The organism is Methylobacterium nonmethylotrophicum, assembly GCF_004745635.1.
Taxonomy (GTDB): Bacteria; Pseudomonadota; Alphaproteobacteria; order Rhizobiales; family Beijerinckiaceae; genus Methylobacterium; species Methylobacterium nonmethylotrophicum.
Genome location: NZ_SRLB01000036.1, coordinates 49724 through 66437 on the forward strand (window position 1 = coordinate 49724; position 16714 = coordinate 66437).

Sequence of the window (16714 nt, forward strand, 5' to 3'; positions counted from 1 at the left end):
TTTGTTTCGTGGCGCTGACCGAGGTAAAGAGTGTAGAGACCGAGTTCATCTTTTTGATCAATCTCGCCCAGAATTCACGGCGAAGAGCATATCTATCTTTTTCCGCTGCCGCGCCTTCGACCTCATCAAGAGCCTTGTTCGTTAGGGTCAAAACCCGTTCAAGGTATTGCAACGGTAAGTGAAATGTGATTCCAGGCACCTCCCAGATGGAGGAGGCTATGGCAGAGCTGTTCTGGCTGTCTGACGAGCAGTGGCAGGCGATCGCACCGTTCATGCCCACCAATCAGCCCGGCGCTCATCGCAAGGACGACAGCACCATCCTGTCGGGCATCCTGCACGTCATCAAGTCCGGCTGCCGCTGGAAGGACTGCCCAAGCGAGTACGGTCCTCCGACCACCGTCTACAACCGCTTCAACAGATGGTCGCGCCGCCGCTTCTGGACTGACATGCTGGCGGCTCTCGCCAAAGCCGGGTGGTCCGGGGAAGCCGCCGCCCTCGACGCCACCTACGTCAAAGCCCAGCGCGCCGCCCACGGCGGAAAGGGGGGGCGCGCGACCAGGTGATCGGCCCCTCGCGGGCGGGACCGACCACCAAGATCCATGTTCTCACCGACGTGATCGGCCGCCCAGGCGTCATCCATCTCACCCCCGGCAACGCCAGCGACGTGAAGACCGCGCCCGCCGTGCTGGCCCAGGCGCCCGGCCCGGTGCGCCGGCTGATCGCCGACAAGGGCTACGATGCCGACTGGCTGCGCCAGGACCTGCGCCAGCAGGGCATCAGCGTGGTCATCCCTGGCACCCGTGCCCGCAAGCGCAAGGTTCGCCTCGACAAGCGGCGCTATCGCGATCGCTGGCGGGTCGAAGCGGTGTTCTGCCGCCTCAAGGACTTCCGCCGCATCGCCACCCGCTACGACCAGCTCGCTCGCAACTTCGCCTCCGCTCTCGCTCTGGCCGCCATCATCGCATTCTGGTGCTGATTGAGTCCTGACCCTAGCGTTCCCGAAGATTTCGGACATGCCAAGGACGACACCCGCCAAGGGCTGGGCCAGGGGCATCATGAACACAGAAGACATCTCTCACGACGAGGGCCAGATCTTCTAGGACTTTTCTCCTTACTGACCCGGGTCCGTGCTTAGGATCGGCTGCACAACGTCACACCATCGCCCCAAATCAATATCGAGCCCGGCGACGAAGCGGTTCCAGGTCTCCGGCGTCACCTGCCCGCCCGTGGCGCGCCGGTGGCCTTCCGCGAACTGGTCATCGGGGCGGAGCGGCGGGCGCGCTCCAGCAGGAAGGCGATCAGATCCGGCACGCTGGCGCTGCGCGCGCCGAAGTGGATGAAGCCCGCGCGACAGCCCGCATTGGCGCCGATCACGACTTGCCGGCGCAGGCGATGGGTCCAGAACTGGGCGACGAGGGCGCGGGTCTGGCAGGACGAGTCGCAGCGGATCAGTGCGACCGGCCCAACAAAGGGGCGTCGGCACATGGCGCGTGACCGACAGAGCCGGGACCATGTGGAAGGAGATGTCGCAGTTTGCGCTCAAGGGCTGGCCGCATTTCGTTAAGGCACGACCGCACGCAATAGGGCATCACGCTGCCCGAAAGCATCGCGCCGCTAAGCTGCGCAATGCCACTGCGAGGTTTGCCGTGCGCGCGATCGGGTCCACCGCCTGGGTGAACAGGCGCAGGATCAGGGCGTGCCGCTGCCGCGGGTCCGGCGCGAGCGCGAGCGCCTGCACGTCCAGCGAGACGTCGGTGAGACGGGCGGGGACCCAGCCCACCCCCTCGATCCGCACGTCGACCGGATCCCCGGTCGAGCCAGGCCGCCCCGCGTCGATCCGCAGGAGGGCGGTCTCCAGGCCGAGGCGCGCCAGCACGGCGTCGTAGGTAAGGCCGGCGGCGCGCACGCGGACGGGCTCCTCGATGCGGAACTCCTCGGCGCCGCGGGGCCGCTCGAAGCAGACCAGGAAGGCCACGAAGGTGAGCAGCATCGCGATCCCGGCCCATACGAGGTTGAAGTAGTCGAGGGGCGAGATCTCGGTCGCGGCACTCGGCGAGATGAACGACCAGAGGATCGCGGAGGCTGACATCAGTGCGATGCCGCCAAAGCCAGCCGCCATCCGCCAGCGCACGGTCGAGATCGACCGGTCGCCTCCCTTATCGGTGACCTTGAACGGGCGGCCGAAGGGCCGGACGGCTGCCGAGGCCAGCGTGAAGGTGATTGGCAGGGCCGTCATGATGTGGGTCACCTCCATGAACAGCGGCAAGGTTCGCTGACCCGAGACCCAGCCGCTGTAGATCCAGAGCGCCAGCAGGGCCGGCACGCCGTAGCGCAGGAACGACAGGTAATCGGCGTAGAAGGCCGGCATGCCGAAGAACCAGTAGATCGACGGCGCGACCAGCATCAGCACGATGAACGGCTTGCACAACCAGTTCATGACCCCATGCAGGTAGTGCAGGCGCTGCATCAGCGTGTAGTGCGGCGAGCGGAACGGCCCGTCCTTCAGCAGCGCCACCTGCATCGTGCCGAGACACCAGCGGGTGCGTTGCGTGATGTATTCCGGCAGGCCCTCGGCCGAGAGGCCGGCGCTGAGGCGCTCGTTGAGCCAGTGGGTCTGGTAGCCGTGGCGCATGAGCGAGTAGGTGAGGTTGATGTCCTCGCAGATGGCATCGTGCGGGAAGCCGCCCATCTCGGTGACCCGGTCGCGGCGGACGAGGAACGACGTGCCGACGCAGAACGCGCAGCCCCAGGCATCCTTGGCCGGCTGGAACACGTCGAAGAAGATGCGCTGGTCGTCGACCCAGGCCTCTGCCGCCATGAGATTGTGCTGGATCGGGTCGGCGTTGAAGAAGAACTGGGGTGTCTGCACCACGGCCGCCCGCTCGTCGTGGAACAGGCCGACAGTGCGCCGCAGGATGTTGGGCGCCACGGCGAAATCCGCGTCGAGGACGAGGATGATCGGCGCGTTCGTGTGCCGTGCCGTCAGGGCCAGCGCGTTGTTGAGGTTGCCGGCCTTGGCGCCCTTGTTGTCGGGTCGCGTGATGTAGCGGGCGCCGACTTCGTCGCAGTAGGCCCGCAGCCAGTCGCGGCGAGTATCGTCGCAGACCCAGACGGTCGCATTGGGGTAATCCACCGCCAGAGCTGGGACGATCGACTTCTCGACCACGTCCTGGGGCTCGTTGTAGGTGCAGATGAAGATGTCGACGGCCGGCCACTCGCCGCTTGCCCCGAGGCGCGCCTCCTCCCGGTCGGCCTCGTGCGACCGGTTCTTGAACCGAAGCAGGATGATCGTGGACATCAGCGTGTAGGCGATGGCGATCGTCTCGAAGAGGAAGAAGATGTAGGGCCAGATCCGCTCGGGGCTGAGCTCGAAGCGCGGCAGCGTGTCGTGCCAGCGCCAGGCCGCATAGCAGAGGATAAAGACCGAGAGGGTAGCGCCAAACAGGGCGCGCGCGGCCGCGCTCGCGCGGTCGAGCAGCCCCGCCATGACGAGGAGGCCAATAAGGATGCCGAGATCGGTGGTGAGGACCGCCGAGACGTCCTGGGGTGCTTCGAACATCGGTGCGGTTACTCCACCCTGTTCCCGGTGAAGGGGTTCCAGCCGGTGGCGGCGAGAACGCCCCAGGCCGTGGCGCCGAGATGCGGCCGCCGGAAGTAGAAGAAGTCGGCCTGCTGACTCGCCGGGCCTATCGGGATGCCGGTCGAGAGGCTCGGCACGTCGGTGGCGAAGAGCAAACCGGAGGGGGAGACCTGCCGGGCGATCGTGCTGAGGAGGCGATCCGCCTCCTCGGGCCGGCCGAGGACCCGGTAGGCCAGCGCGGCTTGGGCCGTGCCCTCGACCCAGAGGCCATCGCGGTCCTCGTTGAAGTCGAACCCTCCCGCTGTGGCGAGATGGGCCTCGGCATAGGCGAGCGACCGCCGCCATGTCGCAGGCGCGGCCGCGACCCCGATTAGTGGCCAGAGTTGCGTGTCGAGGGCGACGTGGTCGGTCGGCTGAAGCCGGCCTTCCGGCGTCGTGCCGAGGCGGAACGCGCCGGGACCGGAGGCGAAGACGGCATCGAGGAATCGACGTGCGGTCGCAGCGGTGCGGGCATCCTCCGGCCGACCCTCGAGACGATGGAGCCAAGCCGCTACCGCATGCACATCGAGGTTATGCTCGGTGGATTTCCAGGCGAGGACCGTCTGCGCAGGGTCGAACCCGTCGCGCCCGCCCGAGAAGCCCTCTGGCGCGCGCGCATCCGTCGCGTTGGCGGTGATCCAGCCCAGCATGCGCCGAGCCCCCGCGCGGTAGCCCGCGCTCGGGGCGCTCCCGTCGAGGTTCAGGAGCGCCAGGGCGGCCCAGGCGACGTTGCCGGTCGCGGTCCCGTCCTGGTAGCCGTCCTCGGCCCACAGGTTCTGCCGAGCGTCCCACCAGCCAGGGAGGAGAGCCGTCCCCTCCCCGACCGGCCCGGCCCGATAGGCGTTGCGGATCCGGCCGTCGCCGAAGGTCCGATCGTGTCCAAGGGCGTGCAGCAGAGCGTCCCCGATGCGGCGGGCACGCGGGAGGTCGCCGCAGGCCTGCAGGGCGATCGCCGCCAGGGCATTGTCGTAGGTGAAGGCCGAGCGGCGCAGCGGATCGGGCAAGTCCGCCTCGGTCGGACCCGGCCCGTAGCTCGCCACGAAGACCGGTCCCGCCCCGGCCGCATCCACGGCCCGTCCAAGGGCGTCGCAGAGGGAGCGGGTGAACGCGCCCTGCGCGTCTGGCCCCCTGGGCCGACCCTCCATCGCCATAGCACCCGCGCTCAGGGTGAGGGACAGGGCGATGGTCAGGCGCGACAGCGCACCGATCAATGAGTGTTCTCGGTGCTGTGCTGTCGGACAGGCGCGGCCTGCGCCGAACCTGCACCTTTAGGCTGCGGGTTGGAGACCTTGGCGGTTAGCCGCCTGACCCCATGCGAGACGGCGTCGGCCGCCTGAGCGACACCACCCGAGACGGTGCCCCAGACCTGCCTGGCTTCCGGCGACGTCGCGCCGCGCACGGCGAGATCGGAGGCCGTCTGTGCCGCACGTGTGGCACTGGAGGCCAGCACGCCCCAGGCAGCTTTCGCGTCGGGCCCCGTGAAGCCGGACGCCACCGCCTTCCAGGCCACCGAGGCCGAGGGAATCCAGCCGTTCTCCCGGGTGATCGTCACCCACTGCCCGACCGAGCAGGGCGTTGTGCGGCGCGCGGCCTGTGGCACATCGGCAGCGGCCGGGCCCGAGATCTCTGCCGCTTCGACGGCGGGCGCGGAGGTCGGGTCGAGGCTTACGAGGACATACATCTCGCGCCGCTCGGTCTGCGGGAACGGCACCGCGTATTGCTGGTCGGTCCTGTCGCTGGTCTTCGGCAGGATCTCGCTGACCCAGCCCCGCTGCGGGATCGTCGTGCCGGCCGCCGAGATCCGAACCGTCGTTCCGACCGCGAGGTCCTGCGCCTGCCGGTAGGAGAAGATGCCGACCGCGAAGGCCTGCTCGCAATCGACGAGCGTCGCAACGGAATCGCCGGGGCTGACATGGCGCCCCTGCGCCGCCCCGAGGCTGAGGACCACACCGCCATTCGCTGCCTGCATCCGCGCGTCGGTGAGGCTGTCGAGACGCATGCGCTCTGACGCCTGCAGCCCCTGCAGCGACGTCAGGCTCGCGGCGAGCTGCGTTTCCTCGATGGCGAGGCGCTGGGCGTCAAAGGCGAGATCGCGCCGCTTCTGCGTGAGCACCGCGAGGCTGTTCGACTGGTTGCCGACGAAGACGTTCTTCTTCAACGCTCCGAGTTCGGCCAGCTTCTGGGTGAGCTTGGCGGCTTCCGCGTCTTTCTCGAAACGGGCCGCCTCCAGCTTGTGCTGGGTCGGACGGAGCAGGTCGATGCTCGCATTGTTGCGTTCCACCATGTCCTGCTGACGTCGCACGACCGCCTGCGTCGACTGCCCCTCGGCATCGGCCGCGGCGAGGCGGGCCCGAGCTTCTGCGACCTCACCGTCGAGCTTGGCCAGCATCTGCTCGATCTGACGGCGGATCTCCAAGTCGAGAGCCGCGACGTAGGCGTTGTCGGAATCCTTCTTCTGCCGCGCGGCGAGCAGCGACCCGCGCAGCTCCTCGACCTTGCTGTCGAGGGCGATCAGGGTGGTCCGGTCGACCCGGGCGTTGTGGATCTGAGCCACGGTCTCGCCTGGCCGCAGCGTCTGGCCGATCGACGCGGAGACGCGCGTCATCTCGCCGGCGATCGGCGCTGTCAGCAGGCTGATCGGAGCGTTGATCACCGCACGGTCGGACTGGTCGGCCAGGAGTGGCGGTAGCGTCGCTGTAGTCATCAGCAGGGCGAGCACCGTCGCGACCGAGTAGGCCGAGAGGCGCACCATGCGGGTGTGGCCCGGCTTCTGACCTTGCTGCGGTGCGGAAGAGGAGGCCGAGGTTGGTGAAGCAGGTTTCATGGTGCTCATCTCGCATCTGAAAATCGACGAGCATCGCTGCCCGACAAAACACGCCGAGTTCATCCGCCAATACAGCAGGACAAAGACCGTCGATCGCACGCATCAATCCGACTCGCACAACTATCTAGTGTGTTATGTTGCTGATTTTGTCGGACTAGACGCTTGGCTAGAGCGCCGACCTGATGGGGAATAGCTTTAATAGCTTATGGAGAAGATCGCAACTTGCGACATTTTTGCGCGTTTTCGCCTTTATAACTTAGGTTGGTTGCCTCGTGCCCACGTGACGAGGCCGACCTTCTATGCAGGCCTCGTTCTTCACCCTCACCGCCTTTTGCAGTGCAGAACGGCTAAGAACGGCGGTGCAGCAAAAACCGTTCCGAAAAAATTTACGAAATTTTTAGGCGTCTGATGCTCCGTCGCTGTCGCGTGGCATCACTCACGGCGCGTCCGCGGCCAGGGCTTCGATCGTGCGGCCAGAGACGACGGAGAGCGGGCACTCCTCCAGGATGTCGGGGGCGCCGCGCGGGCGGGCCGCTGCGTCGGACGCCTTGATGAGGAGCCAGGAGACCTGTCGTCCGCGAGGCAGCATGCGGGTGAGGCGCCAGCCGCCGGTCAGCTTCGCGCCCTGGAGGCGAAATCGAAGCGACCCGGCAGCGAGACCGGCAACCGGATCGCCGTCCGGCTCCCAGGTGCCACGATCCCACAGGAGCACCGCACCCGCACCGTAGGACCCGGCCGAGATCACGCCCTCGAAGCTGCCATAGCTCAAGGAGTGGTCCTCGACCTCGATGGCGAGCCGCCTCTCGCCGGCGACCAGGCTCGGACCCCGGGTCACCGCCCAGCTCTTCAGCACGCCTCCGACCTCGAGCCGGAAGTCGTAGTGGAGCCGGCGGGCGGCGTGCTTCTGGACGACGAAGGACGGCATGCGGGTGGCGATCGATCCGGTCCGGCGGCGCCATCCCGTCGGGGCGGCCCATGCAGGCGCAACGGTCGAACGGTCCAGCAGTTGCCCCAGCACAGCACCACGACCGAAGCTTCGCTCACCCGCTCGAGCAGAGCGAACTGTTCGTGCCTCCGAAACTCATCGAGCGCTAAGGATCGCACCCGCCAAGGGTCGGGCCAGGGACGTCATGAGCACATAAGGCACCCCTCACGACGGGAGCCGGATTTTCTAGGACTTCGCTCCTTACCGACCGGGGTCCGTGCTCAGAATCCGCTGCACGAGGTTATACCATCGCCTCTGATCCGAAACCGAGCTCGGCGGCGAAGTGGTTCCAGGTCTCCCGCGTCACCTGACCGCCCGTGGCGCGCCGGTGGCCTTGCGCGAACTGGTCGTCGGGGCCGAGCGGCGGGGCACGATCCTGCAGGAAGGCGATCAGGTCCGGCACCGTGGCGCTGCGGGCGGCGAAGTGGACGAAGCCCTCGCGAAACCCCGCATTGGCGCCGATCACGGCTTGCCGGCGCAGGCGATGGGTCCATGACTGGGCGACGAGCGGGTGAATCTGGCAGGGCGAGTCGCAGCGGATCAGCGCGACCGGGCCGGCGAAGAGCGGCGGCACCTTGCGGGAGTCGTCGAGCGCCTCCTTCACCTCGGCGCGAGCCTGCCGCAGCGCCTCGCCGTCGGGTGAGGCATCGGAGACGACAGCGTCCAGCCCGTCCGCCCGCAGCAGCAGGCGTAAGGCCGGCGAGGCGTCGCCCCGGCTCGCGCGACGTGGGGCGTTAATCAGGCTCACCGCCTCGCGCAAGGACTTCAGCGTGCCGAAGCGCCGTGCCCCGGCCATCACCTCCGGGAACCGCGCCGGGGCCCCGCGTTCGCCGAGGTCGCCCACCGCCCCGAGGGCGGCGAGCCAGATCAGCGCATCGGCACCCGCCTTGTCGAGCAGGACGGCCGCGCAGCGATGCGCCAGCAGGCTCGAGGTCGGGATCGGATCCTCGTTGAGGCCTGAGATCACGGCCGCGACCTCGGGCGCCGGAAGGCTGCGCGGGACGTGATGGTCGACGATGACGGTCGGGATCCCGGTCAGGACCGGTTCGGCCTGCACGCCGAGATCGGTGACGATCAGGCCCGCGACCGGAGGCCCGCTGGTGAGCTCGGCTCGGATCGCGTCGGACCAGGCGCTCTCGCCGCGCCCGATCACCCGCACCTGCGCCGGGCCATGGGAAGTCTGCGCGAGGGCGCGGGCGAAGAGGGCACCAGCCGACAGGCCGTCGGCGTCGTCGTGGCAGAGCACCACAGGGGTGCCTGGGCCGAACCGCGCCAAGGTCTCGGTGAACCCGGTCCGGGCGGTCATGTGCGTGCTTCGGCGCGGAGGCTGTCGATGAAGCGGCGAACGATCTCGCGCACGGCCTCGTCGTCCTGCATCGCGCCGCCGCCTGGATCGCCGAGATGGTCGACGCTGGCGTCGCGAGCGTAGAGCAGCTCCGGGTGTGGCTCGGCGAGGAAGCGAAGGTTGGTGAAAAGCAGATGCTCGGCGACGATCTCGCGCCGGCGGGCCTGAATGGTCGGATCGGAGGGGGGCTGCGTGTCAGTCATGCCGGGGCAACACTCGGCCCCGCCCGCGGTTCTCCATGCACATGCCGCTTCAGGTGCTGCGGTGCCCTCTCGGACGGATCTACTCGCCTCCTAGCTAGGGTTCAAACCCAGCCAGCTTGATCATGCGAGGGACTGGTATCGATGTTTTGCAGTCCTTCGCACGGTCAAGCTTATTGATTTTCGAGCTTAGGATGGCATCTTTGATATCGTCATATTCCGTGATGCCGTCAAATCACTGATCATACTTGTTCGATACCGCTCATTATATTGACGATATGGGCGCTATCGGTGACGAGGGCGTCGCCCATGAAGGCGATGTTCTCCATCGCGCGCGCGCCCGCTTCCTGGTGCCCGGCCCCGCAAGCATCTGCGATGACGATTGGCACAAGACCAAGGTCAGCTCCATGTCGGACCGTGGGATCGATTCCGATTTCGGTCGCCACGCCACAGATCGCAAAAGCCGTCAGACCACAGTCGCGCAAAATCATCGCCAGCGGTGTTCCTTCAAAAGCTGAGAACGTGATCTTGTCCAACACTGCCTCGCTCTCGCGTGGCGCCAGTTCCGGCACGATCTCTACCCCCGGTGTTCCGCGCAGGAACCATGGCCGCACAGAATCGGGATCTTCGATGCGCTGCCAAGCCATGGCTTGGCGGAACTGAGATGCTCCCATCAGTTCACGCGGCATGGAGAGGTGTCGCATGAAAATGATGCGAAAGCTGTTCTGGCGCGCAGCATCCAGCACGCCTGCTACTCGCTCGACAATATCCGGACCGTGCTTAAGCTGAGAGATGATGCCTACCTGCATGTCGTAGACGACAAGGGCCATGCGATCTGGCCGGCAGAAATCTTGGACGGTTCGGCCGATCTCGAACCCGCGATGCATGATTGTCATGGCGCCTCCTGAAAAGACGTAATCCTGCCAGAACTTCGCCTTCTGGCAAACGTCCCCTCCCCACCCCTTCCGGACCATCAGCCTGACCTCCTTGGAAGGTCTGCTTCAAGGCAGGAGGTGAACGCCGTTCGGGCGACCATCACGGCAACTTGGCGTGACCTATCAAATGGTCCTCGCGCCTCTGGGGTTTGCGGATAGCAACCTGTCCCAGGGTGTCGGGGTCGGGAACACCTCGTTGAGGAAAGCCAGAAAGGCTTTCACGTTCGGGTTGCCGCGCCGGCTCTCCGGCCATAGCGCCGTGACAACGGAACGCTCAACGGCGAAGTTTTGAAGGACCGGCACCAACGCGCCCCGATCGACGTATGGGGCTGCGATGTAGACTGGCGAGATGCCAATGCCGCCGCCGGCCACCAGGACCGCCGCCACGGCGTCGCTGAAATCCGTGACAATGCCGGCGTTCGGCGCGAGTTCGACCGTGCGCTCGCCGATCCGAAACGGCCAACGCAGGGCCTGGCCCGTGCTCTGGAAGCGGAAGTTCACGCAGTCGTGGTGGACCAAGTCATCCGGATGCAGCGGCGTCCCGCGACGCTCCAGGTAGGTCGGCGAGGCGAAAGCGCAGAGCCAGTGCGGCGCGAGGCGCCGGGAGACCAAGCGGGAGTCGGCGAGTTCACCCACGCGGATCGCGACGTCGATCCCCTCCTCGATGATGTCGGCGAAGCGGTCGCCCAGGCGCAGGTCGACGGACAGGCGCGGGTAGCGCTCGCGGAACCGCGGCAGGGCCGGGGCAAGCAGGTGCACGCCGATGGGGAACGGCGCCGTCACCTTCACGGTGCCGGCAGGCTCTGAGCGTGCCGCCACCGCAGCCTGCTCGATCTCCTCGGCCTCGCGCAGGAGGCGCAGCGCACGCTCATGCAGGTCGCGACCTTCCGGCGTCAGGGTGAGCGAGCGCGTGGTGCGAGTGAACAGGCTCAGGCCCAGCCGCTCCTCCAGCCGCTGCACGCTCTTGCTGACCGCGGAAGGCGAGATGCCGAGGGAGCGCGCGGCGGCCGTGTAGCTGCCGAGCGAGGCGGAACGCGCGAAGGCGATGATGCCGGTGAGGCGGTCGAGACCGATCTGTTCCATGACGGCATGATTGAAGCGAAGACAGGCCTGATTATCAAGCGCTGGGAGACCGGCCATTCTTCTTCCCATGGGCGCCGTAGCGCCGCCGGGAAGGATCTTCGTCATGAGCAGCAACCTCCAGGGCCGCACCATCGTCATCTTCGGCGGCACCTCCGGCATCGGCCTCGCTGCCGCCCAGCAAGCCAAGGCAGCGGGCGCTCAGGTCATCGTGGTCGGCTTCAACGCCGATGGCGCCGAGCGCGTCGCGGCGGAGAACGGCTTCACCGGCTGGCGCGCCGCGGACGTGACCCAGCCGGAGACCATCGCGGCGGCGCTGACCGACATTCCCCACGTCGACCACCTCGTGCTGCTCGCGGGCACCTTCGTGGCCGGCAAGGTTTTGGAGGCCGAGGTCGATTACCTGAAGCGGGCCTTCGACGAGCGCATCTGGGCCGCCGTCCACACCCTGCGCGCCCTCGGCGACCGTATGGCGAAGGACGGATCAGTCACCTTCATCTCGGGTGCCCTGGCCGACCGCCCCAGCGCTCAGGGCACCGCGGTGCTCGCCGCCGCTTCGGCCGCGATGGAGGCCTTCGCCCGCGGTCTCGCCCTGGAGATGGCGCCGGTGCGGGTCAACACCCTGTCGCCCGGCACGACCGACACGCCGCTCCTCGCCCGCACGCTGGGCGCCCACCGGGACGCCTACGTCGCCGCGCTGACCGAGAAGCTGCCACAGCGGCGCCTCGGCACAGCCGACGAGGCGGGAGCGGCGGTCGTCTTCCTGATGAGCAATGGCTTCATGAACGGCGAGACCCTGCACGTCGATGGCGGCGCCCGCCTCGTCTGGTCGCCTGCGCCCGACGAGACCCGTCTTGCGATACGAGCCTTGAAGGAATTCCACATGAAGCAGTCTCTCACCGGTAAAGTCGCCCTGGTCACGGGTGGGTCTCGCGGCATCGGGGCCGCCATCGTGCGCCGCCTGAGCCTGGAAGGCGCCGCCGTCGCCTTCACCTACGCAGCCTCGGCGGATCGCGCCGAGGCCCTTGCAGCGGACCTTGCGTCTTCGGGAGCCTCGGTGACTGCCCTGAAGGCGGACAGCGGCGACCCGGTCGCCGTCCGTGAGGCAGTGCAGGCCACCGTTGAGCAATTCGGCCGGCTCGACATCCTCGTCAACAACGCCGGCATCCTCGTTCCCGGCGCGATCGAAGACATCGAACTGGCCGACTTCGACCGACAGGTCGCGGTCAACATTCGGGCCGTGTTCGTCGCCGCCCAGGAGGCCGCGCGCCACATGCGGGAGGGCGGACGGATCATCTCAGTCGGCAGCGTCGGGGCTGAGCGCAGCGGCTTTCCGGGCACAACCGTCTACAGCATGACCAAGGCGGCCGTTGCCTCCCTGACCCGCGGATTGGCTCGCGACCTTGGTCCCCGAGGCATCACCGTCGACACCATCCAGCCAGGTCCGGTCGCGAGCGAGATGTCGGCCGGCATGGAGACCATGCTCACCCCGCTGATCGCGCTCGGGCGCATGGGGCGGGACACCGAAATCGCGGCGCTTGCGGCCTTTCTGAGCGGCCCAGAGGCTGGCTTCATCGCTGGGGCCGCCTTGACCGCCGATGGCGGCTACCTGGCTTGATGAAGGACGCTGGACCGACCCCTTTTCTGTTCCCGATGCGACCCACCTGCACCGAAGGAGATTAGTATGTCCGAGCTCACGCATGCCGCCCCACAGGCGCCGGAACCCGACTACGACCGCTTACTGCGGGCCAACCTTGAACGCATCTTCAACGAGCGCGATGCTGGCAAGCGGGCCGTTGCACTGGACGAGCTCTACGTGGCCGAGCCGGTCATGTTCGAACCAACCAACGTCGTTGAGGGGCGGTCCGCCATCTCCATGATCGCCGGCAACCTGCTGGAGCAGTTCGGACCGACCTTCCGGTTCACACCCGTCGGCACCGCCGCAGGGCATCACGGACTGGGTTCGCTGCAGTGGCAGGCGGGTCCGGACGGCGGACCCATCGCAGTCACTGGAGCGGACGTGGCCGAGGTCGTGGATGACAGGATTGTGCGCCTCTGGGTGCTGCTCAATCAGCCGGTAGCCTGAGACCGATACCGCACGAAAGCCACGGGTTCAGGATGCCGTGGCCGCCGGACTGACTGTCGAGCACCAACGGCAGCCGTCGGCCCTTCTCGGACCTCGAACCCTAGTCCACGATAAAGAGCCGGGCACCATCCTTCGTCCACGATCGATGTGCCGCATCGCCAAAGTCCGACACCGTGTAGCCCATGCCCTGTTTCATGATGAAGCTGCGACCATCTTTCAGTTCACTCGTCACCTCTCCCTCAAGCACGTAGACGATGTGGCCACGATCGCACCAATGGTCGGCCAGATAACCCGGTGAGAGTTCGACTACGCGCATTCTCACGTCACCGTTGTTGAGCGTCCGCCATAGCGCCGTTCCAGCTTCTCCCCGGTACTCTGTTGCAGGTAAGGCGTCCCAATGGACAGATGTATAAGGTATAGGGGGTAGTTTCATGGGACGGTCCTAGTTGTCGCTACTGCGAGGGGTTGATCGTGACATGCCACCTTACCGTATGCTCAGGCTGTTAATTGCCCGCAACACCATATGCGCTGCGTCCGCTTTCCACCCTTCACGACCCAGAAGGTCTGCTTTAGGTCATTCATCGCGGGTAAGCGGGCAGAAGGCCGCTTGCCCGGTAGCCCGCGATGATGTCGTCGTAGACGCTGATGTCCGCGCGCGACCGCGCCATCACTTGCGCGCCACCGACCGCCGCGAAGATGGCGCGCGCTTTCTGCTCGATTGCGGCGGGGTTCTGGCCGGCCCCTGCGGCGAGCAACACCCGCGCCAACCACGCGATCTGAACATCCGCGAAAGCGCGGACTTCCGCCCGGACTTCATCAGGGAGGTCATCGTGCTCGGCGGCCATGAAGCCGCACAGGCACATCCGGTTTCCATCCTCGAGCGCCCTGCGGAACAGGCCGGGATACTCGGCAAGGCAGGCCAGCGGATCTTCACTCCCCGCCCACAACGCGTCTAGCCGGGCCTTCGAGTCCTGCCAGTATCGCCGGGCCACGGCTGCACCAAGGGCGGCCTTGCTGGGAAAATGGTAGTGGATGCTGGCACTCGTGATCCCGACCGCAGCCCCGAGGTCGCGGAAGTTGAGCCCAGCGTAGCCGTGGGCCTGTGCCGTCGTGCGCGCAGCGGCCAAGATTGCCTCTCGTCTATCCGCCATCCCTACTCCCCAGCCCGCCAGCGGCAGATAGCCATTGACGGCCGCGGGCGACAAGGCAATCTATCAACTGGTAGATAGACAAATTGGGCGGGCGCGTGGCTGCCCATCATTCGGGCTTTTTGTGGAGATGCCCATGGTCGCTCGAAACCTGACCGATGCCGACGCAACGGAACTGGCCGCCCTCATACGGGCGAAGGAGGTTTCGCCCGTCGAGGTCGTCCAGGCGCACCTCGACCGCATCGCCACGGTCAATCCGAGAATCAACGCCGTCGTTACTCTGACTGCCGAACGGGCGCTCGCCGCCGCTGAGGAGGCGGAGGCCGCGGTGATTGCGGGGGCCGAACTCGGTCCGCTCCACGGTGTGCCCTTCACCGTCAAGGACTCCCTCGACACCGCCGATGTGCCGACCCAGCGCGGCTCGCCCGTTTTCGCGGGCCGGACCCCGCGGGCGGACGCCACCGCCGTCGCCCGGTTCAAGCTGGCCGGGGCCATCCTGCTGGCCAAGACCAACTTGCCCGAGTTCGGCTACTGGACCGAGACCGACAACCTGCTCACTGGCCGCACGAACAATCCCTGGGACCTCGCGCGCACGCCCGGCGGTTCGAGCGGGGGCGAGTCGGCGGCCATCGCCGCGGGAATGTCGCCGATCGGCATCGGCAGTGATGTCGGTATCTCGGTGCGGGGACCCTCCGCCCACACCGGCATCGCCGCCCTTAAACCAACCCACGGGCGCATCCCCCTCACCGGGCATTGGCCGCAGGTGCCACGCCGCTTCTGGCACGTCGGCCCGATGGCGCGCAGCGTGCGCGATGTAGCGCTCGGCTATCACGTCATGGCCGGGCCGGACGGGATTGACGGCTACGCCGCTTATACGCGCGAACTCGACATGGGTATCGCCGCCAGTCCCGGTCGCCCGATCCGAGTCGGGTGGCTCACGGAGCCCGGCTTTGGCCCGATCGCGTCGGAAGTGGCCGCGACGGTGGAGGCGGCCGCGCACGCTCTGCGGGACCTCGATTGCGCCGTGGAGCGTGTCCACATCCCGGTGCTGGAGGAGAGCGACGGGGTCGGGCTGTCGGGGGTGTTGTTCGGCGCAGAGGTCAAGCCGGAGTTCCAGCGCGTCATGGCGGGCCGGTCCGAACCTCTCTTCAGGACTGGCGAGGCGGTGCTCCGGGGGGCCGACATCGCGTCGGACGCCTACGTGCGGGCGCATCAGGCGGTGGAACGACTGAAGGACGCCTTCACCGCCTACTTCGAGAAATACGACGCGCTGCTCTGCCCGGTGACGCCAATCCCTGCGCCGCCGCACGGACTTGCCGAGTTCGTCATTGCCGGCAAGACGGTGTCCGCGCGGCACATGTTGAGCGCGACGGTGCCGTTCAACCTGACCGGCCTGCCCGCGATGACTCTGCGATTCGGCACGAGCGGCGAGGGGCTGCCCATCGGCGTGCAACTGGTCACGCGTCCGTTCGCGGAGAGCACGATCCTGACCATCGCCGTCCGCCTCGAAGCTGCGAGTGGGGTCAGACACGCACGTCCGAGTATCTGAACGGGACGGGAGGAATAAGTGCTACCAGACGCAGCCCTGATGACCGCTTTCCGCCGCCTGCGGACGCTCGCCTTTGTGCGGAGCTAACGGCTCTCCTCAAGCGCCAACCGGCAAGCGAGCCCAGCGAAGGTCACGGCCGCCAGGCGGTTGGCGATTTTCAGGAAGGTGGTGCTCGACGCCACCACCGCCCTGAACCGCCCCACCACAACCACGACGAACCCGATCCAGGCCACGGCCATCAACGCCAACGTCGAACCGAGGACGAAGCTCTGAAGCGCAAGCGAGCCCGCCTCTGGGCGCACGAACTGCGGAAATAGGGCCAGGAAGAACGCAATCATTTTCGGGTTGGCCAGATTATTGGCAAGTCCCTGGACGAAGAAGCGCCCACCACGTCCAGCCTGATCTCGCAGCGCAGGATCAAGATCGAGCGTTGCAGGCGCGCGCCACGCCATGAAGGCGAGATACAGGAGGTAGAAGACGCCCACGATCTTCAAGGCCGTGAACGCGATGGGGAAGAAGAGGATGACGGTGGAGACACCCACGCCCGCGAGAACGGCGTGGATGATGTTGCCGACCTGCGTCCCCACGAGCGTCATCAGGCCAGCCCTGGTGCCGGAGGCGATCGTGCGCGAGAGGATCAGCACCGTGTCAGGTCCCGGCGAGAGGACGAGCACCACAGCCGTGGCGAGGAACAGGGCATACGAGTGCAGGTCGAACATGCGTTGTCCACAACGAGCAAGAGGTCAGTATTGCTGACCTATTTTGCGCATCTCTGCAAATGCTGCGTGCACGGACCCGCTTCCCACCCGATGCAGACCTTTGCGGCGGCTACGACGATCGGCCGCTTAACGCCCACTCAGACCCAGAACTGGTCAGCCCCCAGCGGAGTGGTCCGGCCTGAAGTATGGCTTTGAGCCGACGGAGGACGGACGTGATGGGAACG

At 66.8% G+C, this 16714-nt stretch carries 16 protein-coding genes and 1 pseudogene; 5 read left to right on the forward strand and 12 right to left on the reverse strand.

What is annotated here, in order from left to right; translation table 11 throughout:
• The first annotated feature begins 218 nt into the window (after positions 1 to 218).
• Positions 219 to 976, forward strand: a protein-coding gene (locus EU555_RS30615) for an IS5 family transposase (protein ID WP_135419115.1) whose coding sequence is annotated in 2 segments (ribosomal slippage) — positions 219 to 549 and positions 549 to 976 — 759 coding nt in all. Because the reading frame shifts where the segments join, the coding sequence is not laid out codon by codon here.
• 236 nt (positions 977 to 1212) lie between these two features.
• On the opposite strand, the gene EU555_RS30620 is transcribed toward EU555_RS30615, so the two are convergent.
• The 9 genes from EU555_RS30620 to EU555_RS30660 all read right to left on the reverse strand — a co-directional run bounded on the left by EU555_RS30620 (position 1213) and on the right by EU555_RS30660 (position 10991).
• Positions 1213 to 1485: a hypothetical protein gene (locus tag EU555_RS30620; RefSeq protein WP_135419116.1), complete on the reverse strand. Its 273-nt coding sequence runs from the start codon at positions 1483 to 1485 to the stop codon at positions 1213 to 1215.
• Between the two features lie 103 nt (positions 1486 to 1588).
• On the reverse strand, positions 1589 to 3559 hold the full coding sequence (locus tag EU555_RS30625) for a glycosyltransferase family 2 protein (protein ID WP_135419117.1): 1971 nt from the start codon (positions 3557 to 3559) through the stop codon (positions 1589 to 1591).
• Positions 3560 to 3567: 8 nt separating this feature from the next.
• Positions 3568 to 4764, reverse strand: coding sequence for a hypothetical protein (locus tag EU555_RS30630; protein WP_425375169.1), 1197 nt, complete (start codon positions 4762 to 4764; stop codon positions 3568 to 3570).
• Positions 4765 to 4826: 62 nt separating this feature from the next.
• Positions 4827 to 6542 carry an HlyD family secretion protein gene (locus EU555_RS30635; protein WP_135419118.1) on the reverse strand — a complete coding sequence of 572 codons (1716 nt, stop codon included), beginning with the start codon at positions 6540 to 6542 and terminating at the stop codon, positions 4827 to 4829.
• A 337-nt stretch (positions 6543 to 6879) separates the two neighbouring features.
• Positions 6880 to 7368, reverse strand: coding sequence for a DNA polymerase ligase N-terminal domain-containing protein (locus EU555_RS30640; RefSeq protein ID WP_135419119.1), 489 nt, complete (start codon positions 7366 to 7368; stop codon positions 6880 to 6882).
• Between the two features lie 301 nt (positions 7369 to 7669).
• On the reverse strand, positions 7670 to 8734 hold the full coding sequence (locus EU555_RS30645) for a single-stranded-DNA-specific exonuclease RecJ family protein (RefSeq protein ID WP_135419120.1): 1065 nt from the start codon (positions 8732 to 8734) through the stop codon (positions 7670 to 7672).
• Positions 8731 to 8976 carry a hypothetical protein gene (locus tag EU555_RS30650; protein WP_135419121.1) on the reverse strand — a complete coding sequence of 82 codons (246 nt, stop codon included), beginning with the start codon at positions 8974 to 8976 and terminating at the stop codon, positions 8731 to 8733. The genes EU555_RS30645 and EU555_RS30650 overlap by 4 nt, the downstream gene beginning before the upstream one ends.
• Before the next feature lie 239 nt (positions 8977 to 9215).
• Positions 9216 to 9869 (reverse strand): cysteine hydrolase family protein, encoded by a 654-nt coding sequence (locus tag EU555_RS30655; protein WP_245524577.1) that lies wholly within the window; start codon positions 9867 to 9869, stop codon positions 9216 to 9218.
• Between the two features lie 162 nt (positions 9870 to 10031).
• Entirely contained in the window at positions 10032 to 10991 is a 960-nt protein-coding gene (locus tag EU555_RS30660; RefSeq protein WP_135419131.1) for a LysR family transcriptional regulator, read from the reverse strand.
• Between the two features lie 103 nt (positions 10992 to 11094).
• Here EU555_RS30660 and EU555_RS30665 point away from each other — a divergent pair.
• From EU555_RS30665 to EU555_RS30675, 3 genes and pseudogenes are all read left to right on the forward strand, one after another.
• Positions 11095 to 11793, forward strand: a pseudogene (locus tag EU555_RS30665) (SDR family oxidoreductase); the annotation flags it as partial.
• 78 nt (positions 11794 to 11871) lie between these two features.
• Positions 11872 to 12606 (forward strand): SDR family oxidoreductase, encoded by a 735-nt coding sequence (locus tag EU555_RS30670; protein ID WP_135419132.1) that lies wholly within the window; start codon positions 11872 to 11874, stop codon positions 12604 to 12606.
• 66 nt (positions 12607 to 12672) lie between these two features.
• Positions 12673 to 13074 (forward strand): nuclear transport factor 2 family protein, encoded by a 402-nt coding sequence (locus tag EU555_RS30675; protein WP_135419122.1) that lies wholly within the window; start codon positions 12673 to 12675, stop codon positions 13072 to 13074.
• Between the two features lie 100 nt (positions 13075 to 13174).
• On the opposite strand, the gene EU555_RS30680 is transcribed toward EU555_RS30675, so the two are convergent.
• Complete coding sequence (locus tag EU555_RS30680; RefSeq protein WP_135419123.1) at positions 13175 to 13507, reverse strand: DHCW motif cupin fold protein; 333 nt, start codon at positions 13505 to 13507, stop codon at positions 13175 to 13177.
• Positions 13508 to 13652: 145 nt separating this feature from the next.
• Complete coding sequence (locus EU555_RS30685) at positions 13653 to 14225, reverse strand: TetR/AcrR family transcriptional regulator (RefSeq protein WP_135419133.1); 573 nt, start codon at positions 14223 to 14225, stop codon at positions 13653 to 13655.
• 133 nt (positions 14226 to 14358) lie between these two features.
• On the opposite strand from EU555_RS30685, the gene EU555_RS30690 reads away from it, so the two are divergent.
• On the forward strand, positions 14359 to 15771 hold the full coding sequence (locus EU555_RS30690) for an amidase (RefSeq protein WP_135419124.1): 1413 nt from the start codon (positions 14359 to 14361) through the stop codon (positions 15769 to 15771).
• An 83-nt stretch (positions 15772 to 15854) separates the two neighbouring features.
• Here EU555_RS30690 and EU555_RS30695 read toward each other — a convergent pair whose 3' ends face one another.
• A complete protein-coding gene (locus EU555_RS30695) occupies positions 15855 to 16490 on the reverse strand; it encodes a LysE family translocator (protein WP_135419125.1) in 636 nt (211 codons plus the stop codon).
• Between the last annotated feature and the right edge of the window lie 224 nt (positions 16491 to 16714).